We start from the raw sequence: 23,658 nt of genomic DNA, 5'->3' as shown, positions 1-23,658 counted from the left end.
GGTCGAGCGGTGCGTTCAATTCCGCTTGTCAACTTCCGCCCCGCGACAGGGAATCGGCCACCGTGCGGCACCTTCGCGCCAGAGCACGCCCGCGGATCGCCGCGCGACCGACACGTTCAGCGACCGCTCGGTAGCGGTCGGTTCCGAACACGTACCGGAATGCCTGCTTCAGGGAATCTGCACATCGAATGCCCAAGCAGGGCACCGCCGCCCGCGGATCTGCACATCCGCGCGCCCCCCGGCACGCCTTTGGCGCCGAGTGCCGGAATTCGCCCGGGACGGGCAAGGGCGCGGATGCGCCGATGCCGTGCGCCATGTGAAGGAGTCGCCGACATGCCGTGCGCGCACCTGCACGGTTGCGTCGGCACTTCGACCAAGTTGCCTGGTGAGGGGTCTGGTTGATTGGAAGCCCGGCCCGCGTGCGTGCTTTGATCCATCGCACCGCAGGGCTCGCCCCGGGGTCCCGGAGACGGGTGCCCGGCGCCCGCGGTCGCGGCCGTCCGTCTGTCCCCCAGAGGGGGCCGCTCTCCCCCTTGTGAATATCCATATGAAGGGAAGTTCCACCATGAACTCCACCCCCCAGGTCGAGACCGCCGAGATCTCGGACGCCGAGCTGGACGCCGTCTCCGGCGGTCTTTCCGTGAACGCCCTCTCCACCGTGACCGGTGCCGTCAACGGCGTCGCCCCGGTTTCCGGCCTGGTCGACACGGCCATCGGCACGGTCGAGGGTGTCACCGGTCTGAACACCCAGCCGGTCACCAACCTGGTCGCCGGTCTCTGATCGCACCGCCTCACCGTTGAGTCCCGGAGCCGTTCCCCCGGTTCCGGGACTCATCGATGCCCTGAACCCGACGCGCCCGACCCACAGGCAGGTGGGGGAAGTTCCGTGCAGTTCCGCCAACAGGCCCTCGCCAAGCTCCAGTCGCCGGAGGAGCTCGACCTCCCGGTGCGGCTGGCCCGCCCCCAGGGCTGGCTCGCGCTGGGCGTCACCGTCCTCGTCATGGCGGCCGCCTCCGTCTGGGCGGTGACCGGCTCGGTCGCCTCCACGGTCGCCGCGCCCGCCGTCCTCACCCACGGGCAGGGCAGTTACGTGCTGCAGAGCCCCGTGGCCGGGCAGGTCACGGCCGTGCTCGCCCGGCAGGGCCAGCGGCTGCCGGCCGCCGCGCCCGTCCTCAAGGTGCGCACCGCCCAGGGCACTTCGGTGGTGCGCACGGTCGCCGCCGGCCGGGTCACCGCGCTCGCCGCCACCCTCGGCCAGATCGTGCAGACCGGTACCGACGTCGCCGCGGTGGAGAAGGTCGCCCACGCCTCCGACCCGCTGTACGCGACGGTGTACGTGCCCGCCGAGAACGCCGCCGCCATCCCCGCGCACGCCTCCGTCGACCTGACCGTGTCCTCCGTACCCGCCCAGAAGTACGGCGTGCTGCGCGGCCGGGTGAAGTCGGTGGACCGCACCGCCCAGTCCGCCCAGTCGGTCGCCGCGTTCCTCGGCGACAGCCAGCTCGGCGAGCAGCTCACCCGCACGGGCCGCCCGGTGGCCGTCCTGGTCGAGCTCGACCGGTCGGCGCGGACGCGCAGCGGCTACCGCTGGTCCACCGCGGGCGGTCCGCCGTTCCGGCTGGACTCCATGACCCTCGCCTCCGCCTCGGTCCGGCTGGCCGGCCGGCGTCCCGTCGATTGGCTGCTGCCGTGAGCCCCACCGCCCAGGAGACCCGCGGCCGCCGGCGCGCCGCCCCCGCCCGGCGCCCGGTCCCCAAGTCCCGTACCGGCACGGTCCGTACGCCCACCGTGCTCCAGATGGAGGCCGTCGAGTGCGGCGCCGCCTCCCTCGCGATGGTCCTCGGCCACTACGGCCGGCACGTCCCGCTGGAGGAGCTGCGCATCGCGTGCGGCGTCTCCCGCGACGGCTCCCGCGCCAGCAACCTGCTGAAGGCGGCCCGCGGTTACGGCCTGACCGCCAAGGGCATGCAGATGGACCTCGCGGCCCTCGCCGGGGTGCGGGCACCCGCCATCCTCTTCTGGGAGTTCAACCACTACGTCGTCTACGACGGCATGGGCCGCCGCTTCGGCCGCCGCGGCGTGTACGTCAACGACCCGGCCAAGGGCCGCCGGTTCGTCCCCATGGAGGAGTTCGACGGCGGCTTCACCGGCGTCGTGCTGGTCCTGGAGCCCGGCGACGGCTTCACCCGGGGCGGCCGGAAACCGGGCGTGCTCGGCGCGCTGCCGGCCCGGCTGCGCGGCACCGCGGGCACCCTGCCCGCCGCCGTCCTGGCCAGCCTGCTGCTGGTGGCGGTCGGCGCGGCCCTGCCCGCGCTCAGCCGCACCTACATCGACACCTTCCTCATCGGGGGCCAGACCTCGCTGCTCGGCGTGCTGTTCGCCGCCATGGCCGGCTGCGTCCTGCTGACCCTGGTGCTGACCTGGCTGCAGCAGGCCAACCTGCTGCACGGCCGGATCATCTCCTCCACCCTCTCCAGCGCCCGCTTCCTGCGCCATCTGCTGCGTCTGCCGGTGACCTTCTTCGCCCAGCGCTCCCCCGCCGACCTGGTGCAGCGGCTGCAGTCCAACGACCAGGTCGCCGAGACCCTGGCCCGGGACCTGGCGGCGGCCGGCGTGGACGCGGTCGTGGTCGTGCTGTACGCCGTCCTGCTCTACACCTACGACCCGCAGCTGACGTTCCTCGGCATCGGCGTGGCCCTGCTCAACGTCGTCGCCATGCGGCTGGTGGTGCGGCTGCGCGCGACCCGCACGGCCAAGCTGCGCGCGGACACCGCGCGGCTCACCAACACGGCGTACACCGGCCTGCAGCTGATCGAGACGATGAAGGCGACCGGCGGGGAGGACGGCTACTTCCGCAAGTGGGCCGGGCAGCACGCCGCCACCCTGGAGGAGCAGCAGCGGCTCGGCGTGCCGAGCGCCTGGCTCGGGGTGGTCGCGCCGACCCTCGCCACGGTGAACAGCGCGCTGATCCTGTGGATCGGCGGCCTGCGGGCGGTCGAGGGGCACATCACGGTCGGTCTGCTGGTCGCCTTCCAGGCGCTGGTCACCCGCTTCACCGCCCCGCTGACCCGGCTCAACGGCGTGGCGGGCCGCATCCAGGACTTCGCGGCCGACGTGGCCCGGCTGAAGGACGTGGAGAACTTCCGGACCGACCCGCTCTACGCCCGCCCCGGCACCGGTGACTCCACGCGCCGGCTGCACGGGCACGTCGAGCTGGAGAACGTCACCTTCGGGTACAGCCCGCTGGACCAGCCGCTGCTGACCGGCTTCGACCTGACGGTGGGCCCCGGGCAGCAGGTCGCGCTGGTCGGCGGCTCGGGCAGCGGCAAGTCGACGGTGTCCCGGCTGATCTCGGGCCTGTACACGCCGTGGGACGGGGTGATCCGCATCGACGGGCGCCGCCTGGAGGACGTGCCGCGCGGCGCGCTCGCCTCCTCGGTGTCCTTCGTGGACCAGGACGTGTTCCTCTTCGAGGGCTCGGTCCGCGACAACGTGGCCCTGTGGGACCCGTCGATCCCGGACGAGGCCGTGGTGGAGGCGCTGAAGGACGCGGCCCTGTACGACGTGGTGACGCGCCGGCCCGGCGGCATCCACAGCGGGGTCGAGCAGGACGGCCGCAACTTCTCCGGCGGTCAGCGCCAGCGGCTGGAGATCGCCCGGGCGCTGGTGCGCAGGCCGAGCGTCCTCGTCCTGGACGAGGTGACCAGCGCGCTGGACGCGGAGACCGAGCAGGTCGTGATGGACAACCTGCGCCGGCGCGGCTGCGCCTGCGTGGTGATCGCCCACCGGCTGAGCACGGTCCGCGACAGCGACGAGATCGTCGTGCTCCAGCACGGCACGGTCGTCGAACGCGGCCGCCACGAGGAACTGGTGGCGCGCGGCGGCGCGTACGCCGCGCTGGTCAGGGAGCGATGAGATGACGGCCGTTCAGGACGGGCAGGAGGGCGACCTGGTGCTCGGGGCGCTCGGCTCGCTGGGCACGCGGGTCGACTGCGCGGGCTCCGGCCGCCTGGACCTGGAGGGTCCGCAGGTGCTGTGGCTGGTCGCGGCCGGAGCCCTGGACCTGTTCGCGGTGGACGCGGCCCAGCAGGGCCACTGGCACCACCTCGGCCGGCTGGAGGCGGGCGGGCTGCTGCTCGGCCCGGTCGCCGGGCCCCAGCACACGCTGGTGGCGCGCCCGGTGCGCGACTGCGTGGTGCACCGCGTGGGCCTGCGCGAGCTGTACCAGCCGGCCCCCACCGAGACCTGGTCGTACGACGCGTACGGCAACCCCCAGTACGTGCCGCCGGCGACCAGTCCCCTGGAGTACGCCGTCGCCCTGGGGGTCGGCCGCGGGCTGTCCGTCCTCTTCCAGGCGCCGATGGCCGAGGAGCGGGCCGCCGCGCCCGCCGACGACGACGTGTTCTGGATGCAGGTGCCGCCGGGCAGCGTGCAGTACGGCTCGCTGTACGGCGCGGACGCCGCCGCCGACCTGCTGATGGACCCGGCGCTGTGGCAGTCCGTGGTCGACCAGCAGTACCGGCTGCTGACCGCGCTGGACCGCTGGATCGAGCAGCTGGAGCGCACCCACGAGACGCGCGCCGCGGCCGGCATCAAGGCCGGTGAGGCGGTGCGCGCCCAGGCCGACCGGACCCTGCTGGCATCGATCGGCAGGCGCTCGGCGCGCCGTACGACGGCCGCCGACGCCGACGCCGGGTACGCGGCCTGCCGGCTGGTCGCCGAGGCGGCCGGGATCAGGCTGGCGGAGCCCGCGCAGAGCGGCGCCGAGAGCGAGCGCCTCGACCCGGTCGAGCGGGTGGCGCTGGCCTCGCGGGTGCGTACCCGGGCGGTGCGGCTGGAGGGCCGCTGGTGGCGGGAGAACGTGGGCCCGCTGGTCGGGCGCCGGGCGCTGTCCGGGGCGCCGGTGGCGCTGCTGTGGCGGCGCGGCGGCTATGTGGCCGTGCACCCGGGGACCGGGCGCGAGACGCCGATCGAGAAGGCGAACGCGGAGGAGTTCGAGCCGCGTGCGGTGATGTTCTACCGGCCGCTGCCCGACCGGCGGCTCGGGCCGTTCGGGCTGCTCCGGTTCAGCCTGCGCGGCACCCGCGGCGACCTGGCCAACCTGTTGCTGGCCGGGCTGGTGACGGTGGTGATCGGCGCGCTGGTGCCGATCGCGACCGGCAAGGTGCTTGGCGAGTACGTGCCGCGGGCCGAGGAGGGCCTGATCGTCCAGGTGTGCCTGGCGGTGATGGTCGCCGGCGTGGTGTCGGCCGCGTTCACGCTGCTGGAGAACCTGACCATCCTGCGCCTGGAGGGCCGGATCGAGGCCGCGCTCCAGCCGGCCGTCTGGGACCGGCTGCTCAGGCTCCCGACCCGGTTCTTCACCCAGCGCTCCACCGGGGAGCTCGCCAGCGCGGCGATGGGCATCAGCGCGATCCGGCGGCTGCTGGCGGGCGTCGGCCCGGTGGTCGCGCAGTCGGTCACGGTCGGCGCGATGAACCTCGGCCTGTTGTTCTGGTACAGCGTGCCGATGGCGCTGGCCGCGGTCGGCATGCTCGTCGTGATCGCGGGGGTGTTCCTGGGGCTCGGGCTGTGGCAGGTGCGGGGGCAGCGGCGCCTGGTGGTGCTCGGCAACAAGCTGAACAACCAGGCGTTCCAGACGCTGCGCGGCCTGCCGAAGCTGCGGGTGGCGGCGGCGGAGAACTACGCGTACGCGGCCTGGGCCCGGCAGTTCGCGCGCAGCCGGGAGCTCCAGCAGCAGGTGGGCCGGGTCAGGAACCTGACCTCGGTGCTGGGCGCGGTGTACCTGCCGGTGTGCACCCTGCTGATGTTCATGCTGCTGGCCGGCCCGGCGAAGGGCGCGATGTCGGCGGCGGCGTTCCTCACCTTCAGCACCTCGGTGACGATGGTGCTGACCTCGGTCACCCAGCTGACCGGGGCCTTCGTGTCGGCGGTGGCGGCGCTGCCGCTGTTCGAGGAGATCAGGCCGGTGCTGGACGCCACGCCCGAGGTGCGCTCGGGCAGCACCCGCCCGGGCCCGCTGTCGGGCGCGCTGGAGGCCCGCCGGCTGTCCTTCCGGTACGCCGACGACGGCCCGCTCGTCCTGGACGACGTGTCGTTCGCCGTGCGGCCGGGCGAGTTCGTGGCGGTCGTGGGCCCGAGCGGCTGCGGCAAGTCCACGCTGCTGCGCCTGCTGATCGGCTTCGACAAGCCGGTCTCCGGCAGCGTCCTGTACGACGGCCAGGACCTGGCGGCCCTCGACCAGTCGGCGGTGCGCCGCCAGTGCGGAGTGGTCCTGCAGCACGCGCAGCCGTTCACCGGGTCGATCCTGGACGTCATCTGCGGCACCGAGCCGTACACGCCGGAGGAGGCGATGGCGGCGGCCGAGCTGGCGGGGCTCGCGGAGGACATCCGGCGGATGCCGATGGGCCTGCACACGATCGTGGCCGGCAACGGCGCGATCTCGGGCGGTCAGCGCCAGCGCCTGATGATCGCCCAGGCGCTGATCCGCCGTCCGCGCATCCTCTTCTTCGACGAGGCGACCAGCGCCCTGGACAACGACACCCAGCGTGTCGTCATCGAGAGCACCCGCAAGCTGAACGCGACCCGGGTCGTCATCGCGCACCGGCTGTCGACGGTCCTGGACGCCGACCGGGTGATCGTGATGGAGGACGGCAAGGTCATCCAGCAGGGCCCGCCCGCGCAGCTCCTCGCGGACACCGGCGGCCGGCTGCACGAACTGGTGCGCAGGCAGCTGGCGTAACGGGCGGGCGCGCGGCGACACGGCGTCCCGGCTTGCGTCGTTTACGTCCTTCGGCGGCGGAGAATCGGAGTCCGTGCCCCCTTCCGCCGGAACGCCCCGCGACGAGCAAGCCCCGGCCGGCCGCCGCCGGGCCCTGATCCTCAGCGCCGGCATGGGGGCCGGCCATGACGCCGTCGCCGCCGAGCTGGCCCGCCGCGCGGGGACGTACGGTGTCGAGCCGCACGTGGTGGACGTCCTGGAGCTGCTGCCGTACGGCCTGGGGACGGGCCTGCGGCGCTTCTACCAGGCGTCGGTGCGGCACTTCCCGTGGGTGTACGCCGGGCTGTACGGCGCGTTCATGCGCGGCGGCGCCGGACCCCGGCCGAGCGGTGTCCCGCTGGCCGGGCTCGCCGGGGACCGGCTGACGGACCTCGTGGACCGGCTGGACCCCGACGCGGTGGTGTCCGTCTTCCACCTGGCCGCGCAGCTGACCGGCCACCTCCGGGCGCTCGGCCGTCTGCGGGTGCCGAGCTCGGTGTTCCTGCTCGACTTCGCCGTGCACCGGCAGTGGCTGCACCCGGGCAACGACCGGTACCTGTGCCTGACGGAGGGGGCCGCGCGCGAGGTGGGCCGCTCACTGGCCACCCCGGCCGTGACGACCGGGCCGGTCGTCCCGCCCGGCTTCCTCGCGCCGGCCCCCGGTGCGGCCCGGTGGCGCGAGCGGTTCGCCGCGGACGCGCCCGGCCGCCTCCCGGTCCTGCTCTCCGCGGGGGCCTGGGGTGCGGCGTCCCGCCCGGCGGAGACGGCCGGGCTGCTGTCCGGTGCCGGGTACCTGCCGGTGCTGCTGTGCGGCCGCAACGAACGACTCCTCGCGCGGATGTCCCGGGTGCCGGGCGCGGTGGTGCTGGGCTGGGTCGACGACATGCCCGGCCTGATGGGCGCCTCGTACGCGCTCGTGGACAACGCCGCCGGCCAGACCGCGGTCCAGGCCCTCGCCGCGGGGCTGCCCGTCGTGGGCCACCGGCCGCTGCCCGGGCACGGCGCGGAGGGGGTGCGCCGGATGGCCGGCCTCGGGCTGTCGGAGCTGGCAGCGGACGGCCCGGCCCTGCTGGACGCACTCGCCCGGCTCCCGGACGGGGGCGGCGAACGGGCGGACCGGGCGGCCCGCGGCCGCGCGCTGTTCCGCGGCGACGCGTTGGCGTGCGTGGCGGGGCTGACCGAAGGGCCGTCCTGATCTCCGGCCGCCGCTGGCGGCCTCCGCCCCGGCGCGCTCACGCGCGGGAGCCGCTCGGCGTACGGGCTCTCCGAGCCGGGACTCGCCGGCGGGACCACGGCACGCCGGCGGCCACCAGGCCAGTCGGCGGCACCCCGGCCGACCTGCTCGACATCCGCGACTTCGGTGCGAAGTCGATCGACGAGGCCGAGGCGAATCCGGCCGGCATGGGCCTGGTGGAGGCCGAGCACCGCACGCCCGGGGGCGCCCCTCACCCCGGTGCCGGGGCCATCCGGCACACCGGCGTGCGAGGTGCCACTCCCCCGCAGCCCCGGAGCGCGGACCCGTCGGGCGGGTCGCCCGCCCGTGTCTGTGCGGTGGCCCTCAGGAACCGGGGCCGGCCGGCGGTGGTCCGTCGGGCAGGAGCGGGCCCGGGCCGTGTTCGCGCAGGGGGCCGACCGTCAGGCCCGCCTCGCGGCAGCCGTCGACGATGCCGGGCAGGGCGGCGAGTGCGGAGCGCCAGCAGCCGGGGGCCGCGACCCGGTCCGTGTCGTGCAGCAGGACGGTGCCGCCGCCGCGCAGGTCCGCCGCGACCCGGGCGCGTACGGAGGCCGGGGTGGCGTCGGCCGTCCAGTCCTGCCCCCACGCGGACCACAGCACCGGCCGCAGCCCGGCCCGCCGGGCGGCCAGCCAGCGGCCCGAGGTGAGGATGCCGTACGGCGGGCGGTACCACACGGGCCGCTGCCCGGTGGTGTCGTGGACCGCGCGGACGGCCCGCCGGACCTCCGCGACGTCACGGGCGGGGGCGGGCCACCACGGGCGGTCGTGGGTCCAGCCGTGCACCGCCGGCTCGTGCCCGCGCCCGACCAGCTCGCGGACCAGGGCGGGATGCCGTACGACCTCCGAGCCGAGCAGGAAGAACGTCGCCCTCACGTCCAGTTCGTCCAGCGCGTCGAGGAAGCGGGGGGTCGACGCCGGGTCCGGCCCGTCGTCGAAGGTCAGCGCGACGTGCCGGCGGTGCCCGGTGCCGGCGAGCCGGGGGAACAGCAGGCGCCGCACGGCCGGCAGCCAGGTGGCCGCCGGCCCGATGTGCGCGCCCGCGACGGTCAGCGGCAGCAGCAGCGCCGCGGTCCGCCACGGCCGCCCGGACGGGGATGCCATCGATGACTCGCCTCCTACGCTCCTTCGCCGGTGCGTTCCCGCCCGCGCCCGCTCACCCGAAGCGGGCGGCCAGCCGCCGGTACAGTCCGGGCACGGTGCCGTGCACCCGGACGGGCAGCCGCAGCCAGCCGGGGACGTACACCTCGTCCTTGCCGTACCGCACCGCGCTCCACACCGCGTCGGCCACGCGTTCGGGCGGCACGGGCCTGGGCCAGCCCCTCCGGTACGGGGCGCCGCGCCGCTCGAAGAACGGCGTGTCGACCACGCCCGGGATCACCAGGCTGACGCCCACACCGGTGCCGCGCAGCTCGTAGCGCAGGGCGTCGGCGAAGGCGCCCAGGGCGGCCTTCGCGGCGGAGTACACGGCCTCGCCGCGCACGCCCACGCTGCCGGCGAGCGAACCGATGAGCACCACGCGTCCGGATCCGGCGGCGACCATGTGCGGCAGCAGGTCGCGCACGAGGTGCACGGTGGCCAGCAGGTCGACGCCGACGACCTCGTCGATGCGGGCGCGGGGCATCCCGGTGAACTCCCCGGCCCAGCCGACGCCGGCGCCCGCCACCAGCAGGCGCGGGCTGCCCAGGTGGTCCAGGACGTGGCCGGCCAGCTCCCGGCCGGCGCCGGGCCGGCCGAGGTCGGCGGGGAACGCCGTGGCCGGCAACTGCTCGGCCATCTGCTCCAGCCGGGTGACGTCACGCCCGCTGAGCGCCAGGCGCCAGCCCCCCTCGGCCGCCAGCCGGCGGGCCACCGCCGCGCCGATGCCGGAGGAGGCTCCCGTCACGAGGGCCGTACGCCCCGGAACGGCGCGGGCCCCGGCACCCGCCTGAGGAACGGCCGCCGACAGCGGCAGGCCGCGGCTCGGCGCTCCCGCGGGACGAAGGGAAGAGGACATGGTCACCGACCTCACTGCGACGGTGGGCGCGGGCGCGTACAACGTCCGGCGCCGGGGGTGCGTGGAGTATCCATGGGGCCACACCGTGAAACACCACGCACCCGGGAGCCCGCCGCACGGCGGCCCTGCACTCCCCCCTCGCCCCCGCGCCCCGAAAAAACGAAACGTTGCCGTTTCGCTGAGTCTCGTCTAGCCTCACCGTGTACGAAACCGTTTCGTTTACGAGCTGTGCGTCCAGCTGTGCGTCGGCGAGCGTGAACGACTTGCCCGGGATGGTTCCCATGTCCCAGAAGACTCTGGCCGACGGCTCCCGCACGGGGGCCGCCGCGAAGGCCGCCGCCGGCGCCTCCGCCAAGCGGTGGTGGATCCTCGCGGTCGTCGCCGTCGCCCAGCTGATGGTGGTCCTCGACGCCACCATCGTGAACATCGCCCTGCCGTCCGCCCAGGCCGACCTCGGCTTCTCCGACGGCAACCGGCAGTGGGTCGTGACCGCCTACGCGCTGGCCTTCGCCTCCCTGCTGCTGCTCGGCGGCCGGATCGCCGACCTGTTCGGCCGCAAGCCCGCCTTCCTCACCGGCGTGGTCGGCTTCGCCGCGGCCTCCGCGCTCGGCGGTGCCGCGAACGGCTTCACCATGCTGGTCACCGCGCGCGCCCTGCAGGGCGCCTTCGGCGCGCTTCTCGCACCCGCCGCGCTGTCCCTGCTGAACACCACGTTCACCGACGCCCGGGAACGGGCCCGCGCGTTCAGCGTCTACGGCGCGATCGCCGGTGCGGGCGGCGCCGTCGGACTGCTGCTCGGCGGGGTGCTGACCGACGCGCTCGACTGGCGCTGGACCCTGTACGTCAACGTGGCCATCGCGGTCGTCGCCTTCGCGGGCGGCTGGACGCTCCTGGGCAGCCACCGCGACGCGGCGGGCGCCAAGCTGGACGTGCCGGGCACCGTCCTGGTCGCGTCGGGCCTGTTCTCCCTGGTGTACGGCTTCTCCAACGCCGAGACCCACGACTGGGGCTCGCCGCTGACCTGGGGCTTCCTCATCGCGGGCGGGCTGCTGCTGGCGGCCTTCGCCTGGTGGCAGACCCGGGCCGCGCACCCGCTGCTGTCGCTGCGCATCCTGCTCGACCGCGACCGCGGCGCCGCGTTCCTCGCGGTGCTGATCAGCGGCGCGGGCATGTTCGGCGTGTTCCTCTTCCTGACCTACTACCTGCAGCTCAACCTCGGCTTCAGCCCGACGAGGACGGGCGTGGCGTTCCTGCCGATGGTCGGCGCGCTGATGGTCGCCGCCCAGGTCGGCACCACCGTCCTGCTGCCGCGGATCGGCCCCAAGGCGGTGATCCCGCTGGGCTTCGCGGTCGCCACGGCCGGCATGGCCTGGCTGACCGGCATCGGCGTCGGCTCCCACTACACCGGCGACGTGCTGCCCCAGCTCGTCGTGACCGGCCTGGGCCTCGGCCTGGTCATGCCGCCCGCCATGCAGCTGGCCACCTCGGGGGTGGCGGCCGAGGACGCCGGCGTCGCCTCGGCGACCGTCAACGCCATGCAGCAGGTGGGCGGCTCGATCGGCACGGCCCTGCTGAACACCCTGGCCGCGAGCGCCGCCACCGCCTACCTGGCGGGCCGCGACGCCACGAGCGGGCTGGTGCGGGCCCAGGCGACGATCGAGAGCTACACGACCGCCTTCTGGTGGTCGGCCGGATTCTTCGCCGCGGGGGCGGTCCTCGCGTTCCTGCTGCACCGGCGCGGGGTGCCCCGGCAGGACCCGGCGGCCGCTCCGGTCGTCCACATGTGACCGCCCGGCGGGACGCTTGGGACCGCGCCGCCGGGTAACACGCAGTAGTCCCGACCACGACGGAAAGGAGACGTCATGACCGGCGCGGAGCGCGAGGAACGGCCCGACACCGCCCTGGGCGAGGTGTTCCGGGAGGCCGAGGACGCGGAGAAGCGCGGCGAGGACGCACACGAGAAGGCCGCGCACGAGAAGGGTGAGGCCGGGGACACCATCACTCCCAGCGTCGCGGCGCAGGAGCAGGCACACGGCGAGTGAACGTCCGCGCGGGGCCGGGCGCGCCCGCCGGGTGTCCCGGCCGGGCCCGCCGGGCCCCGCGGACGTGCGGTCGATCACCGCTGTTTCCCCGGGGGGCGGGTACCCGGGGCCCGTGAACCACCACGCGCGAGGACCCCAGCTGCCCCCGGCGCGCGGGCCGCTCTCCGGCGCCGTCGCCGCACACCTGCGCGGCGACGGCCCGCTGCCCCGCCCCGCCGACGCCGAGACGGCCGACCCGTACGGCGACGACCTCCAGCTCGCCCTGTACCTGTGCTACGAGCTGCACTACCGCGGCTTCGCGGGCGTCGACCCGGGGCACGAGTGGGACCCTGGGCTGCTGGCCGTCCGGGCCGCGCTGGAGCGGCGGTTCCTGTCCGCGCTGCGGGCCGACACGCCGGGGCACGACAGTCTCGACGACGCGCTCGGCGCCCTGCTGGTCGAACCGGTCGACGGCACGGGCGTCTCGCACTTCCTGCGGGACGAGGGCGAGCTGTGGCAGCTGCGGGAGTACGCGGCGCAGCGCTCGCTGTACCACCTGAAGGAGGCCGACCCGCACGCCTGGGTGCTGCCGCGGCTGTGGGGCCGGGCGAAGGCGGCGATGGCGGCCGTGGAGTACGACGAGTTCGGCGGCGGGCGGGCCGAGCGGGTGCACGCCCGGCTGTTCGCGGACCTGATGGACGACCTGGGCCTGGACACCGCGTACGGGCGCTACCTGAACGCGACCTGTGCCGAGATGCTCACGGTCGTCAACCTGATGTCCCTGTTCGGGCTGCACCGCGAGCTGCGCGGGGCGCTGGTGGGCCACTTCGCCGAAGTGGAGATCACCTCCTCCCCCGGCTCACGGCGGCTGGCCGAGGCGATGCGCCGTACGGGTGCCGGGCCGGCCGCGGAGTTCTTCTACGACGAGCACGTCGAGGCGGACGCGGTCCACGAGCAGGTGGTCCGGCACGAGGTGATCGCCGGACTGCTCGAGGAGGAGCCGGAGCTGGCGGGCGACGTCGCGTTCGGCATCGACGCGACCGAGTACCTGGAGGGCCGGCTGGCCCAGCGCCTGCTCTCCGAGTGGCGTGCGGGACGGACGTCCCTGCGTGTACCGCTTGCTGCGGAGATAACCCATACATCCTGAATGCGCGGGTACCCGCGCCCTGTGATCGCTTTGGTGCTTCCGGGTGTGTACGCCCCCCAGGACGACACGGCGCTGCTGGCCGAGGCCCTCCGGGACGAAGCTCCCCGGCCCGGCACGCGCGTGCTGGACGTGGGCACCGGCAGCGGTGCGCTGGCGCTGACGGCCGCCCGCCACGGCGCAGAGGTGACCGCGGTGGACGTCTCCCGGCGGGCGGTGTGGACCGTGCGGCTGAACGCGTGGCTGACCCGGCTGCCGGTGCGGATCCGGCGCGGCAACCTCTTCGGCCCGGTGCGCGGCCGGTCGTACGACCTCATCCTCGCCAACCCGCCGTACGTGCCGGCGCCCGAGGCGGGGCGCGGGCCGCGCGGGCGGGCCCGGGCCTGGGACGCGGGCGGGGACGGGCGGCTGCTGCTGGACCGGATCTGCCGGGACGCGCCCGGGCTGCTGCGGCCCGGTGGCGTCCTGCTGCTCGTCCACTCCGCGCTGAGCGGCCCCGAGCGCACCCTTGAACTGCTGCGCGAGGCGGATCTGAAGGCCGCGGTGGTCCGGCGGCGCTGGATCGCCTTCGGCCCGGTGCTGCGCTCCCGGGAGAACTGGCTGCGGCAGCGCGGACTGCTGTCGGCCGCCGACGACAAGGAAGAGCTGGTGGTCATCCGTGCCGAACGACTCCGCTGACCGGCCGCGCCGGATCCAGATGCGGCGCCCGGGGCCGCTGCTCGTGGAGGGCCCCGTGGAGGTCGAACTGGAGGACGGCAGCACCGTGTCCTCCGACCGCTTCCGGGTCGCCCTGTGCACCTGCCGCCGCAGTCGCCGCTACCCGTGGTGCGACACCAGCCACCGGCGCAAGGCCTAGAGCCTCTGGTCCGCTGGTTGAAACCGGTTGTTTTTCGCCGCTCCCCGGCCGGGCCCCCCACGGGCCTGTCCGGGGAGCGGCTGTGTGCCCGGGAGCCGGCGGGCGGCCCCACTCCGCCCGTCGGTCCCGGTGCGAGATCGCAGATCCCCGCCGCAGGGGCCGCACTCCCCAGTTGCGGGCCTGATCCGGCGCAGCGGGAACCATCTGCGATCCCGGTCCTAGAACGCGAAGACGCTGCTGTTGAGGGCGTCCTTCACGCAGGAGTTGCCGAAGGTCTGCTCGTAGGAGACGCGCTTGCCCTGCCAGACCCCCTGGACCGTGACGACGACGGGGTCGTACAGCTTGGTGCACCACACGTCGTCGCGGGCCTTGAAGGCACCGAAGTCGCCTCCGACCCCGCGCAGTTCCGCGCAGGCCTGGACCGCGGCCGGGTGGGTCCCGGAGGCCGACGGGGCGCAGTTCAGGGTGACGGCGCGCTCCGGGGTGGCCGCGGCCGCGTTGTCGCCGTGCCCGATGGTGAGCACCAGCGCCGAGGGCGCGTAGAGCGACGACGGGGCGGCGTGGGCGGCGTCCGGTGCGGCGACTGCGCCCCCGGTCAGGGGTCCGCAGACGGCGGCGGCCGTGAGGCCCAGGGTCGCTGCCCAGCGCGCGGTGTTCCGCATTGTGTGCATCCTTCCGCTCGAGAGACGAGTGCCGGGCTCCAGCCGGTCGGCGCCGGAGCGGCGAGCGCCACTCTGCCGAGTCTCCACGGGAAACTCACATCGACCCTGCGGCTTTCGGTAACATTGCGTGTTGAAGCAGTGGCGCGAAGTCACGGAAATCGAACAGGTCGGCCGTGCAACTGGGCGGTTCTTGATCGATGGAAGCAGCCGGATGGCTGAAAAACACCGCCTTCTTAATAGGCCTGAAACATTCCGCTCGTCGCGTTGCGAAACCCCCCGGAGCGCCGCTGGACCCCCAGGACGCGGGTGCCGCTACCCGCCGGTATGGTCGGGCCGCGGGGCGAGGCGGTGACGACCGGCGGGAGGGACGGATGGCGAAGCACTGGGGCGACTTCCAGTACGAGATCTATCTGAACGGGATGACGGGTGCCGTGCCCCGGCTCCCCACCGACCTGACGCGGCTGGAGGAGCTGGCCGAGCACCGGCTCGGGCCCGGTCCGGTGGGCTATGTGGCGGGGTGCGCGGGCGACGGCAGCACCGCGCGCGCCAACCGGGCGGCCCTCGCCCGGCGCCGGATCGTGCCGCGCATGCTGCGCGACGTCCACGAGCGCGATCTGACGGTCGAGGTGCTGGGCCGCGTGCTGCCCGCGCCGCTGGCGCTGGCTCCGGTGGGCGTGCTGTCGATCATGCATCCGGACGCGGAGCCGGCGGCGGCCCGGGCCGCCGCGGCGCAGGGGGTGCCCTACATCCTGTCCTCGGCGTCCAGCACGCCCATGGAGCAGGTCGCCGAGGCCATGGGGGACGCCGAGCGGTGGTTCCAGCTGTACTGGGGCAAGGACCGCGAGGTGACGAGGAGTTTCCTCGCCCGGGCGCGGGCGGCCGGGTTCTCGGTGCTGGTCGTCACCCTGGACACGCCGCTGCTGTCCTGGCGGCCACGCGACCTGGACCAGGCGTACCTGCCGTTCCTGCACGGGGTGGGCACCGCCAACTACTTCACCGACCCGGCGTTCCGTGCGGGTCTGGCCAAGCCGGTGCAGGAGGACCCGAACGCGGCGGTGCTGCACTTCCTCGGCCTGTTCGGGGACGCCGGCCACACCTGGCCGGACCTCGCCTTCCTGCGCGAGCACTGGGACGGGCCGATCGTGCTCAAGGGCATCCTGCACCCGGACGACGCCCGGCTCGCCGCGGACGCCGGGGTGGACGGGGTGGTGGTCTCCAACCACGGCGGCCGGCAGGTGGCCGGGTCGGTCGCGGCGGCCGACGCGCTGCCCCGGGTCGCCGAGGCGGTCGGCGACCGGCTCGCGGTGCTGTTCGACAGCGGGGTGCGCACCGGCGACGACGCCTTCAAGGCCCTCGCCCTCGGCGCACGCGCGGTCCTGCTCGGGCGGCCGTACGTCTACGGGCTCGGCCTCGACGGACAGGCCGGCGTCGAGCACGTCATCCGCAGCCTCCTCGCCGAACTGGACCTCACCCTGGCGCTCTCCGGCCACGCGACCCCGCTCACCGTCACCGCGTCCGACCTCCTGGAGACGGGCGCCTGACACGCCGCCGGCGGCGGTTCACGGCGGACGCCCCGTTGCGCGTCCGGGCGGCGGGTGACCGATGTGCCGGGGCCGGCCCCGGAAGCGACGGGGCGAGCGGCCCCGCCGGCCGGTCCCGCCGCGGCCGGCCCGGCCCGCGCCGGAGCACGGACGTGCCGCTCCGACACACGTCGAGGCGGCGGCAGCCGCCGCGGAGGACCTGCCCGGGGCCGCTCGCCCCCTGCCGATCCGGCAGGCCGGTCGGCCGAGGGGGCGGGGGCCTCGGGCGGCGGTCCGCCCGGGGCGCTCGGGGAGCGGGAACTAACCCTCTGCGTCCGCGAGCCGGGCCGGCCGAGCCGAGGGTGGCCGGGTGCCGGCTGTCGAGAGGGAGCCGGGACTCGCGGACGGCTGGTCGGTCAGCCAGCGCTGGGCGGTGGAGTGGTCGCGGACCTTGACGACGATGTCGGCGCCCGCGGTCGCGCCGGCCGAGGCGAGCGCGAGGGTGTCGTCCCAGCGCGGCAGCAGCTCGCCCTGCCCCGTGAGGTCGTAGCGCACGTCGTCGCCCCGCCGCGCGCCCGCGCCGGCACAGGTGCCGAGGATGACCACTCCGGCGTCGGCGTGCGAGTCCAGGCACAGGCCGGAGTCGGCCCCGCTGTGGAGCAGCCCGTCGGCGTCGTACGTCCACTGCTGGGAGGGCGCCGGGGAGCAGGCGGCGAGCACCGCCCCCGCGCCCGCCCGGGCACGGCCCTTGACGTCCAGGCAGAGGCCGGCGCCGGCGTTGCGCAGCCGGACCGGGTGACCGGTCGAGGGCAGGCGCGCGGTGCCGGGGGGTGCGGTGGAGGCCGGCGGGGTCGGGGCGCCGGTGGAGGCGACCGGGTCGGTGCCGTCGCCGCCGTCCGGCAGCAGGCTGAGCACGAGGACGGTCGCCAGCAGCCCGGCCGAGGCGACGCCGACTCCGGTGAGCAGCGTCCGGGACGACCAGCCGGGCTCGCCGCCGGCCCGCCTGCGCCCGCCCGGCCCGGGGACCCGGGACAGCAGCCCGGGTTTCCCGCCGCCGCGTCTGCGGCCGCCCCCGGAGCGCCGGGAGGCGGTGCGGGGACCGGTGGATCCGGGACCCCTGCGGCCCGGGCGGGACTCGAGGTAGCGGCGGGCGCCCCAGCCGAGGACCGCTTCGGCGAGCAGCACGCCGAGTCCCGCCTCGATCTGGCTCAGCTGCTCGGCCGCGTGCCGGCAGTAGGAGCAGCCGGCGAGGTGCTGCCGGACGTCCGGCAGCAGCGCGCCGCCGCGCCGGATCGGCACGTCGAGCAGGCGGTTGTAGTGGCGGCAGTCGGTGCTGGGCGCGAGTTCCCGGTGGGCGCGGACACAGCCCTCGCGGAATGTGTCGCGGGCCTGTTCGAGTGCGGTCGAAGCGCCGGCGGTGTCCATGCCGAGCAGTCCGGCGGGGACGGTTATCGGCTCGGCCTCGACCTCGGTGTGCCACAGCAGCGCCTGTTCGAAGCGAGGGAGGCTGTGGAATGCGCGTTCGGAAAGGGCGCGGTTCTCCGGTATCAGGGATTTCGCGTTGCGCAGGCCGCGGCCACCGGCGGGCTTCAGCAGTCCGGGCAGTACGCCCGTTATCCGGTCCGTGGCGGACCAGTTGGCGACCGTGTCCCGGACGGCGACCAGCAGGCGGGGCCGCAGCGCGTCCGCGGGCTCGCCGAGCGCGAGCCGGCCGAGGACCTGGTGGAAGGCGGCGGCGGTGACCATGTGCGCCAGGGGTCCGGGCGCGGCCAGGCAGACGACCGCGTAGTCCTGCACCGGCCGCCAGTGCCGGGCCATCAGCAGGGCGGCGGACCGGGAGGCCTCCGCGTCCGAGCCGGCGCGCAGCGGGGCCGTGAGGGCCTCGTCGGACTCCCCGGGATCGCCGCCCGCGGGCGGGTAAGGAGGAAGAGGGGGGTGGGGGGTGAGCACTGAGGAGATTCCTTAGGTGCGTGAATGGTGCGTTGGTGCCGTATCTCTGGATGCGCGCGGGGAGCGGGAATTCCGGCGGTGCCCTACCGGCCCGGTGGCCCGGTTCCCCAACTGCCAAGGAAGGATCGGCGATTACTCCCCGCACGGGTGTCGCAACCCTTGCACAACTTCTCCACACGCAACAAGGCGGTCGCGGCACATCGACGGCTTTGAAGGAAAGTCAGAATTCCCGGCCCGGCAGGCTCTCCGCGACGGCTTCCGGTCCCCGCGCGCCCCGTGTGAAGAACGCGCACGCACCGGACGGCCACGCACGCTCCCGAGGGGCGCGCGAGGGGAGTGGACTGGGCCTCGGCCACCTCGGAAGGCCGCGCGCGGACGGGCAGCTCTCCGCGCGAAACCGGCCGCCGGCCCCGTTCCTCCTGCCCCTCGGCCGGCGGCCCCGCCCCGGGCGGACTCCCCGGCCGGTGGCCGCGCGCCGCTTCCCCGCCGGCCGGGGCGGTCACAACTGCCAGGAACGCAGCCGGTCCGCCGCGCCGTACACGTCGGTCTTGCCGGAGATCAGGTCGCGGGCGAGGTCCACGAGGGCGCCGTAGGGCGGGTCGATGCCGGCACCGCTGACGAACATGTAGGCGACGGCCGTGGCGCAGGCGAAGCGGGCGTTGGCGGCGGGCAGCGGCTTGAGCACGGCGAGCGTGTGCAGCAGCGCGGCGGCGCGCCAGGCCGCGTCGGAGTCCACGCCGAGCCGGGGCGGGTCGACCCGGTGCCGGGCCACGGCGGCGACCAGGGCGGAGAAGTCGTCGACCGTGGGCTGGTCGGGCAGGACCTCCTCGTGCCGCTGCAGCAGCCAGGGGACGTCGATGTGGATGACGGAGGACATCGCTCAGGCGGCCCGGCCCTTGACGGGGGGCTCGCCCTGGGCGGGGGGCTCGTCGTCGGGGAACGCGGCCGCGAACTCCTCGGCGTGGGCGGTGAAGAAGCTCCGGAAGGCCTCCGCGCCCTCCTGCAGCGCCCGGTGCCGCGCGATGTCGGCGGCGGCGGCCTGACGGACGAGGGCCTTCATCGACGTTCCCCGCTCCTTGGCGATCTGCCGCAGGTCCTCTAGTTCGCGTTCGCTGAACTCCACGTTGAGAGCTGGCATGCCCCTCACGGTACCGCGCGGGTACTCACGCGTAAATATCCCCAGGTCATGGGCACTTCGCTACGGTACCTGCCGGGGAGCGAGGCGAGATCCGCCGGGACCGACACCAGTAGACGCGCCGCCTCAGATCCATCAGATATGAGCACAAAACGTGTCTTATTTCCTCCATGCACACACCTTCGCGGCGTACTCTCCTTCGTGCCCCGATCGCTGCCGCCGGCGCGGGGCTCCTGGCTGCCTGCACCCGCGACGGCCCGCGTACCTCCTCCGGCCCCGGGGCCGTGAGGACCGGTGAGGGGAACTTCGTTCCCGCCGGACCCAGGGGATATGTCGACCCGTCGGGTCCGGAGGTGCATGCCGCCGAGCGCCGGCGGGGTTCCGGACCGGTGCACATGGTCCGGTTCACGGCCGCCGAGAGCCTGGTGGATCTCGGCGGGCGGACCGTGCGGACCTGGACCTACCAGGAGTCGGTGCCCGGCCCGCTGGTGCGGATCACCGCCGGTGACGTCCTCAGCCTGACCCTCGCCAACCGGCTGCCGGCGACCACCACGCTGCACTCCCACGGGGTCCGGGTGCGCTGCGACATGGACGGCGTGCCGGAGCTGACCCAGGCCGCCATCCCGTCCGGGACCGACTTCACCTACCGGTTCACGGTCGCCCACCCGGGCACCTACTTCGTGCACTCCCATGTGGGCATGCAGCCGGACCGCGGTCTGTACGCCCCGCTCATCGTGGACGACCCCAAGGAGCCGCTCGCCTACGACAAGGAGTGGGTCATCCTCCTGGACGACTGGCTCGACGGCGTGCAGGGCTCCACCCCGGACCGGGTGCTCGGCCAGCTGCTCCCGGGCGGCTCCCCCATGAAGATGGCCGGGATGGCCATGGGCCCCGAAGGCGGCCGTCCCGATCCCGGCCGGACGGCGAGCCCCCATTCGTCGCCCTCCCACCGGTCCACCGGCCCGTCCCGGTTGCTGCGCGACTCCCACAGCCGCCTGCTGCACGGGATGGCCGGCAGCGTCGCGTACCCCTACCACCTCGTCAACGGGCGGCTGGCCACCGCCCCGTCCACGTTCCGGTGCCGTCCCGGCGACCGCATCCGGCTGCGCATCATCAACGCGGGCTCCGAGACCGCCTTCCGCGTCGCGCTCGGCGGCCACGCCATGACCGTCACGCACACGGACGGCTACCCCGTACGGCACACCACGACGGACGCCCTGCTCATCGGCATGGCCGAGCGGTACGACGTCCTCGTCACCGCCAAGGACGGCGTCTTCCCCTTCGTCGCCCTGGCCGAGGGCAAGCCGGGCCAGGCCCTCGCCGTCCTGCGCACCGGCAAGGGGCGCGACGTGCCGGGCCCCGGTGTGCGCCCGGACGAACTCGACGGCAGGATCCTGCCCGCCCGCCGCCTCGTCCCGGACGACTCCGTGGCCCTCGACGACCGCGAACCGGACCGGCAGCTGCGCATCAGGATCACCGGCAGCATGGCGAAGTACGACTGGGGCTTCGACCACCGGCCGTACGACGTGCGCCAGCGCCACCCGGTCCGCGCCGGTGAGCGGGTGCGGGTGTCCCTGATCAACGCGACCGACATGTGGCACCCCATGCACCTGCACGGCCACACCTTCGCGCTGGCCGGGCTGGACGCGGTGGGGGCGCGCAAGGACACCGCCATCGTGCTCCCCCACCGCAAGCTGGTCGTCGACTTCGACGCCGACAACCCCGGCCTGTGGATGCTGCACTGCCACAACCAGTACCACTCCGAGAGCGGCATGATGACCGTCCTCGGGTACCGCAGGTGACCGGGTGGCGCGGGTACGGTCCCGCTATCCCTGGTCCGCCGCGAAGGAGGCCATCCAGGCGAGCGCCGCGTTCCAGTTGACGGCCGTCTCGTTGGTGGACCAGGACTGGATGTCGTCGATGTAGCAGAACTGGCCCGTGCAGCCCTTGAGCCTGCTCTGCGCGTACGGGTCCTGGATGCCCGAGTTGGGCCCGCCGGCCAGCGTGCCCCGGGGCGGGTCCGGCAGGTTCGGGTCGAGCTCGTGGGCGTACCAGCGGCTGTGCTGGTGGTGGGAGCTGACCTCGCCGTAGCCGGTGACGTACGAGATGTTCAGCGCGTTGCGGCCGAGGACGTAGTCCATGGACTGCACGGCCGCGTCACGGTACTTCGCCGCGCCGGTGAGGTCGTAGGCGGTGGCGATGACGTGGGCGTTGTTGAGGACCTGGGCGTTGGAGCCCCAGTCGTAGAGGTTGCCTTCGGGGGCGTAGGGCATGCCGTAGGGCTGGGCTCCGGCCGTCGCGAGGTAGCGGTCGGCGGCCTTGATCACGGACCTGCGGACCTGGTCCCGGCCGGGCAGCCTGCTGGGCACGGTGGCCAGGTCGAGGCGGCCGGCCGCCGCCGTGCGGCCCCAGTCGAAGCCGAGGGGGCCGAAGACGTCGGCGGTGTGGAGAGGCGAGGACAGCACGTGGCCGGCGAACTGCTTCTCGCCGGTGGTGAGGTACAGCTCCGCGGCCGCCCAGTAGAACTCGTCGGAGGCGTTGTCGTCGGGGTAGGCGCCGCCGCCGGTGCCGTCGTTCGGGTCGGGGTACACCTCGGGGTGGGCCAGGGCGGCGGTCCAGGCCTTGCGCGCGGCCGTCAGGGCCCGCGCCGCGAACGCCCTGTCGTAGGGCCGGTAGAGGCGGGCGGCCTGGGCGGCCGTCGCCGCGAGGTTCAGGGTGGCCTGGGTGGTGGGGGCGTGCAGCTCCCGCTTCTGCGGGTCGTCGCTGGGCAGCAGCGGCAGTCCGGTCCACTGGGCGTCGTGCACCTTGCTGTGGGCCATGCCGGCCAGCGGCTGCCCGTCGGGCACCTGCATCTTCAGCAGGAACTCCAGTTCCCAGCGGGACTCGTCGAGGATGTCGGGCACCTTGTTGCCGCTCTCGGGCAGGGCCAGGCTGCCGTCGCCGAGCCGTCCCGGTTCGCCCGTGCGGGCCAGCAGCGAGCGCTCGTAGGTGCTGAGCAGCTCCCAGGTGGAGATGCCGCCGTTGACGACGTACTTGCCGTGGTCGCCGGCGTCGTACCAGCCGCCGGTGACGTCCAGCGTGTAGTCGCACCCGCCGGATTGGCAGGGCACGTCCGCGTCACCCTGGTTGGGAGCGGTGTTCACGTGGCCGGCGGGCCTGCCGTAGCCGGGGCGGAGGTCGTCGCGGATCGCGATGCCGCTGCGCTGGGTGTAGTAGTACTTCAGCGAGTCCAGGCGCAGTTGCTCATAGGCGCCGGTCCCGACGGCGAACGGGCGGCTGGTCTCGCCGTCGGCGACGAGCGTGTAGCCCGTGCCGCGGCCGCGGAAGGCGCCGAAGTCGATGGTGTGCACGTTCTGCCCGGAGGAGGCGTCCGTGCCGCGCGGTACCGTCCAGCCGTGGGCGACCGCCTTGCCGGCGGCGTTCCGCAGCCGCCAGGGCAGCCGGGTCGTGGCGTCGGTGACGAGGGTGGCGTTCTTCGGTCCGGCCGGCAGGTAGCCGGCCTGGTTGACGCGGACCCGGGGGCCGGTGTCGGGCCGGTAGACCTCGGGCGGGACGCCGCCGAGCAGCGACACGTCGTCCAGGCACAGCCGCCAGGGGTCCGCGGCACCGCCCGCCTGGAAGGCGACCTGCGCCTGGGTGGTGTCGACGGGCGAGGTGAAGGTGTAGGCGTAGGTGTCGCCGGAGACGCTCAGCTGCGGGCTGACCTCGTACCAGGTGTCGTACGGAGCGGTCTGCAGCCCCACGATCGCCCGGACGACGTGGTCCTGCGGGGAGCCGGAGGCCTTGAAGGAGAAGCGGTAGGACTCCCCCTTCACCAGCGTGACGTCGTTCTGGCCGACGGCCGCGTCCCAGCGGTCGGCGGTACCGCCGGGCACGTCGGCGCACAGCCGCCCGTCGGACAGGCCCGCGGTCACGTTGCCGGTGGTCCACCAGGGCTCGGTGGTGGTGTCGAAGGTGCCGTTCCTGAGCTGTTCGGCCTCGTCGGCCCCGGCGGGGCCGGCCGGCAGCGCGGTCAGGGCCGTCGCCAGCAGGGCGGCGAGGGACAGCAGGGCGGTTCTGCGTCGTTTCACGTCTGGGCTCCTCGGAGGAGGTGCGGGGTGACGCCCCCCTGTCATGGGAGCGCTCCCAGATGCGGACGCCCCATGCTTGTTCCCGACATGACATCTCGTCAACGGTCCGGACGGGGAAGCCTGCCGCGACCCCCGCGCCGTGGGCCGCGCGGCCCCCCGAAGGTGATCACCCGGGCCTGCCCGTGGCCCCGCATCGGCCGGATCCCCCCTTGACGAGTGCGGCGGGCCGGCCGGTCCCGCCGGGGGCCGGGGTCCGCGGACGGGGCCGACGCACTACGCTGGACGCGAGTGGTGCCACCTGTTCACTGTGAGT

General features: G+C 74.5%; 19 protein-coding genes. 12 read left to right on the top strand and 7 right to left on the bottom strand.

Going from position 1 to position 23,658, the window contains the following annotated elements; genetic code table 11:
• Window positions 1–565 precede the first annotated feature (565 nt).
• The 5 genes from AQJ66_RS28300 (at window position 566) to AQJ66_RS28280 (ending at window position 7,955) form a co-directional block, all read left to right on the top strand.
• A complete protein-coding gene (locus AQJ66_RS28300) occupies window positions 566–781 on the top strand; it encodes a hypothetical protein (protein WP_061927741.1) in 216 nt (71 codons plus the stop codon).
• 105 nt (window positions 782–886) lie between these two features.
• Window positions 887–1,693, top strand: a complete 807-nt coding sequence (locus tag AQJ66_RS28295; protein ID WP_061927739.1) for an HlyD family efflux transporter periplasmic adaptor subunit — start codon at window positions 887–889, stop codon at window positions 1,691–1,693.
• Window positions 1,694–1,797: 104 nt separating this feature from the next.
• Window positions 1,798–3,915 (top strand): NHLP family bacteriocin export ABC transporter peptidase/permease/ATPase subunit, encoded by a 2,118-nt coding sequence (locus AQJ66_RS28290; protein WP_425264313.1) that lies wholly within the window; start codon window positions 1,798–1,800, stop codon window positions 3,913–3,915.
• A gap of 1 nt (window position 3,916) precedes the next feature.
• Window positions 3,917–6,742 (top strand): NHLP bacteriocin export ABC transporter permease/ATPase subunit, encoded by a 2,826-nt coding sequence (locus AQJ66_RS28285; RefSeq protein ID WP_061927735.1) that lies wholly within the window; start codon window positions 3,917–3,919, stop codon window positions 6,740–6,742.
• Window positions 6,743–6,815: 73 nt separating this feature from the next.
• Window positions 6,816–7,955 carry an MGDG synthase family glycosyltransferase gene (locus AQJ66_RS28280; RefSeq protein ID WP_425264311.1) on the top strand — a complete coding sequence of 380 codons (1,140 nt, stop codon included), beginning with the start codon at window positions 6,816–6,818 and terminating at the stop codon, window positions 7,953–7,955.
• Window positions 7,956–8,318: 363 nt separating this feature from the next.
• On the opposite strand, the gene AQJ66_RS28275 is transcribed toward AQJ66_RS28280, so the two are convergent.
• Both AQJ66_RS28275 and AQJ66_RS28270 read right to left on the bottom strand, forming a co-directional pair.
• Entirely contained in the window at window positions 8,319–9,095 is a 777-nt protein-coding gene (locus AQJ66_RS28275; RefSeq protein WP_061927733.1) for a polysaccharide deacetylase family protein, read from the bottom strand.
• Window positions 9,096–9,147: 52 nt separating this feature from the next.
• A complete protein-coding gene (locus AQJ66_RS28270) occupies window positions 9,148–9,987 on the bottom strand; it encodes an SDR family NAD(P)-dependent oxidoreductase (protein ID WP_061927731.1) in 840 nt (279 codons plus the stop codon).
• 281 nt (window positions 9,988–10,268) lie between these two features.
• Between AQJ66_RS28270 and AQJ66_RS28265 the strand changes: the two genes are divergently transcribed.
• The 5 genes from AQJ66_RS28265 to AQJ66_RS28245 all read left to right on the top strand — a co-directional run bounded on the left by AQJ66_RS28265 (window position 10,269) and on the right by AQJ66_RS28245 (window position 14,008).
• The gene (locus AQJ66_RS28265; RefSeq protein WP_061927730.1) at window positions 10,269–11,774 is read left to right on the top strand and encodes an MFS transporter; all 1,506 of its coding nucleotides are present in this window, start codon (window positions 10,269–10,271) and stop codon (window positions 11,772–11,774) included.
• Between the two features lie 75 nt (window positions 11,775–11,849).
• Complete coding sequence (locus AQJ66_RS28260) at window positions 11,850–12,029, top strand: hypothetical protein (RefSeq protein WP_061927727.1); 180 nt, start codon at window positions 11,850–11,852, stop codon at window positions 12,027–12,029.
• Window positions 12,030–12,141: 112 nt separating this feature from the next.
• Window positions 12,142–13,155 carry an iron-containing redox enzyme family protein gene (locus AQJ66_RS28255; protein WP_061927725.1) on the top strand — a complete coding sequence of 338 codons (1,014 nt, stop codon included), beginning with the start codon at window positions 12,142–12,144 and terminating at the stop codon, window positions 13,153–13,155.
• The gene (locus AQJ66_RS28250) at window positions 13,156–13,830 is read left to right on the top strand and encodes a HemK2/MTQ2 family protein methyltransferase (RefSeq protein WP_061927723.1); all 675 of its coding nucleotides are present in this window, start codon (window positions 13,156–13,158) and stop codon (window positions 13,828–13,830) included.
• Window positions 13,811–14,008 (top strand): CDGSH iron-sulfur domain-containing protein, encoded by a 198-nt coding sequence (locus tag AQJ66_RS28245; RefSeq protein ID WP_061927721.1) that lies wholly within the window; start codon window positions 13,811–13,813, stop codon window positions 14,006–14,008. The genes AQJ66_RS28250 and AQJ66_RS28245 overlap by 20 nt, the downstream gene beginning before the upstream one ends.
• Before the next feature lie 218 nt (window positions 14,009–14,226).
• On the opposite strand, the gene AQJ66_RS28240 is transcribed toward AQJ66_RS28245, so the two are convergent.
• A complete protein-coding gene (locus tag AQJ66_RS28240; RefSeq protein ID WP_061927719.1) occupies window positions 14,227–14,670 on the bottom strand; it encodes a protease inhibitor in 444 nt (147 codons plus the stop codon).
• Between the two features lie 371 nt (window positions 14,671–15,041).
• On the opposite strand from AQJ66_RS28240, the gene AQJ66_RS28235 reads away from it, so the two are divergent.
• The gene (locus AQJ66_RS28235) at window positions 15,042–16,211 is read left to right on the top strand and encodes a lactate 2-monooxygenase (protein WP_061927717.1); all 1,170 of its coding nucleotides are present in this window, start codon (window positions 15,042–15,044) and stop codon (window positions 16,209–16,211) included.
• Window positions 16,212–16,511: 300 nt separating this feature from the next.
• On the opposite strand, the gene AQJ66_RS28230 is transcribed toward AQJ66_RS28235, so the two are convergent.
• From AQJ66_RS28230 to AQJ66_RS28220, 3 genes are all read right to left on the bottom strand, one after another.
• The gene (locus AQJ66_RS28230) at window positions 16,512–18,140 is read right to left on the bottom strand and encodes an RICIN domain-containing protein (protein WP_061927715.1); all 1,629 of its coding nucleotides are present in this window, start codon (window positions 18,138–18,140) and stop codon (window positions 16,512–16,514) included.
• A gap of 499 nt (window positions 18,141–18,639) precedes the next feature.
• Window positions 18,640–19,017, bottom strand: coding sequence for a hypothetical protein (locus AQJ66_RS28225; protein WP_061927713.1), 378 nt, complete (start codon window positions 19,015–19,017; stop codon window positions 18,640–18,642).
• Between the two features lie 3 nt (window positions 19,018–19,020).
• Window positions 19,021–19,278: a hypothetical protein gene (locus AQJ66_RS28220; protein ID WP_061927711.1), complete on the bottom strand. Its 258-nt coding sequence runs from the start codon at window positions 19,276–19,278 to the stop codon at window positions 19,021–19,023.
• A gap of 167 nt (window positions 19,279–19,445) precedes the next feature.
• On the opposite strand from AQJ66_RS28220, the gene AQJ66_RS28215 reads away from it, so the two are divergent.
• Complete coding sequence (locus AQJ66_RS28215) at window positions 19,446–21,077, top strand: multicopper oxidase family protein (RefSeq protein WP_061927709.1); 1,632 nt, start codon at window positions 19,446–19,448, stop codon at window positions 21,075–21,077.
• A gap of 24 nt (window positions 21,078–21,101) precedes the next feature.
• Here AQJ66_RS28215 and AQJ66_RS28210 read toward each other — a convergent pair whose 3' ends face one another.
• Window positions 21,102–23,345 (bottom strand): glycoside hydrolase family 9 protein, encoded by a 2,244-nt coding sequence (locus AQJ66_RS28210; protein ID WP_061927707.1) that lies wholly within the window; start codon window positions 23,343–23,345, stop codon window positions 21,102–21,104.
• Between the last annotated feature and the right edge of the window lie 313 nt (window positions 23,346–23,658).

It is taken from the genome of Streptomyces bungoensis (genome assembly GCF_001514215.1).
Classification (GTDB): domain Bacteria; phylum Actinomycetota; class Actinomycetes; order Streptomycetales; family Streptomycetaceae; genus Streptomyces; species Streptomyces bungoensis.
Note: the sequence above shows the minus strand (reverse complement) of the source record. Positions and strands in the feature narration are given on the sequence as shown.

Excerpts from the sequence above, each read along its gene's own strand:
- AQJ66_RS28285 (WP_061927735.1), top strand. The coding sequence starts at position 3,917 with ATGACGGCCGTTCAGGACGGGCAGGAGGGCGACCTGGTGCTCGGGGCG.
- AQJ66_RS28300 (WP_061927741.1), top strand. The coding sequence starts at position 566 with ATGAACTCCACCCCCCAGGTCGAGACCGCCGAGATCTCGGACGCCGAG.
- AQJ66_RS28220 (WP_061927711.1), bottom strand. The coding sequence starts at position 19,278 with ATGCCAGCTCTCAACGTGGAGTTCAGCGAACGCGAACTAGAGGACCTG.
- AQJ66_RS28275 (WP_061927733.1), bottom strand. The coding sequence starts at position 9,095 with ATGGCATCCCCGTCCGGGCGGCCGTGGCGGACCGCGGCGCTGCTGCTG.
- AQJ66_RS28240 (WP_061927719.1), bottom strand. The coding sequence starts at position 14,670 with ATGCGGAACACCGCGCGCTGGGCAGCGACCCTGGGCCTCACGGCCGCC.
- AQJ66_RS28215 (WP_061927709.1), top strand. The coding sequence starts at position 19,446 with ATGCACACACCTTCGCGGCGTACTCTCCTTCGTGCCCCGATCGCTGCC.
- AQJ66_RS28235 (WP_061927717.1), top strand. The coding sequence starts at position 15,042 with ATGGCGAAGCACTGGGGCGACTTCCAGTACGAGATCTATCTGAACGGG.
- AQJ66_RS28260 (WP_061927727.1), top strand. The coding sequence starts at position 11,850 with ATGACCGGCGCGGAGCGCGAGGAACGGCCCGACACCGCCCTGGGCGAG.
- AQJ66_RS28250 (WP_061927723.1), top strand. The coding sequence starts at position 13,156 with ATGCGCGGGTACCCGCGCCCTGTGATCGCTTTGGTGCTTCCGGGTGTG.
- AQJ66_RS28265 (WP_061927730.1), top strand. The coding sequence starts at position 10,269 with ATGTCCCAGAAGACTCTGGCCGACGGCTCCCGCACGGGGGCCGCCGCG.
- AQJ66_RS28290 (WP_425264313.1), top strand. The coding sequence starts at position 1,798 with ATGGAGGCCGTCGAGTGCGGCGCCGCCTCCCTCGCGATGGTCCTCGGC.
- AQJ66_RS28225 (WP_061927713.1), bottom strand. The coding sequence starts at position 19,017 with ATGTCCTCCGTCATCCACATCGACGTCCCCTGGCTGCTGCAGCGGCAC.
- AQJ66_RS28270 (WP_061927731.1), bottom strand. The coding sequence starts at position 9,987 with ATGTCCTCTTCCCTTCGTCCCGCGGGAGCGCCGAGCCGCGGCCTGCCG.